1 protein-coding gene is annotated in these 517 nt (G+C 58.2%); it reads left to right on the top strand.

What is annotated here, in order from left to right; all coding sequences use genetic code 11:
* Positions 1 to 361: 361 nt before the first annotated feature.
* Positions 362 to 517 (top strand): heavy-metal-associated domain-containing protein (locus AC1DSO_RS24825; protein ID WP_477071343.1); only part of this gene is annotated, 156 nt, incomplete at its 3' end.

Raw genomic sequence — 517 nt, forward strand, 5'->3', positions numbered from 1 at the left:
CGCTGGCGCTGGTTTCGCGCGCCATGCTCAGGCCGGCGACCAGGGCCTTGTTGGCGGTGTCGCTGCCGTCCACGGGGATCAGGATTCGTTTGAACATGGCCAATACCTTTGGTCTGGAGTTTCGATAGCGGCAGTGTTGATCGATTGGGAAGAGGCGGTATTGATGTGTGTCAAGCAGTGGGGTGATGAGGGCGGCTTGATCCAGGTTGGCTGGAGGCCTGGCCGGTCCAAATGGCGATGGACGAATCGTGGATCAATCTGAGAAGAACCGGATGCGCTTCGCGGGCAAGAAAAAAGTGCTTGACCTTGACCCTGTGGGAAGGTTGATAGTTGCTTCATCATCACTTTGAAAGGACATGCCATGGTCACCTTCCAGGTCAACGATATGACCTGCGGACACTGCGCGAGCACCATCGCCAAGGCGGTCGCTGCAGTGGACAAGTCCGCGCGCGTTGAGGTCGACATCCCACGAAAACGGGTGCGCGTCAGCGGCGAAGCATCAGTGACGGATCTGACC

It is taken from the genome of Caulobacter sp. P4_E5 (assembly GCF_056401555.1).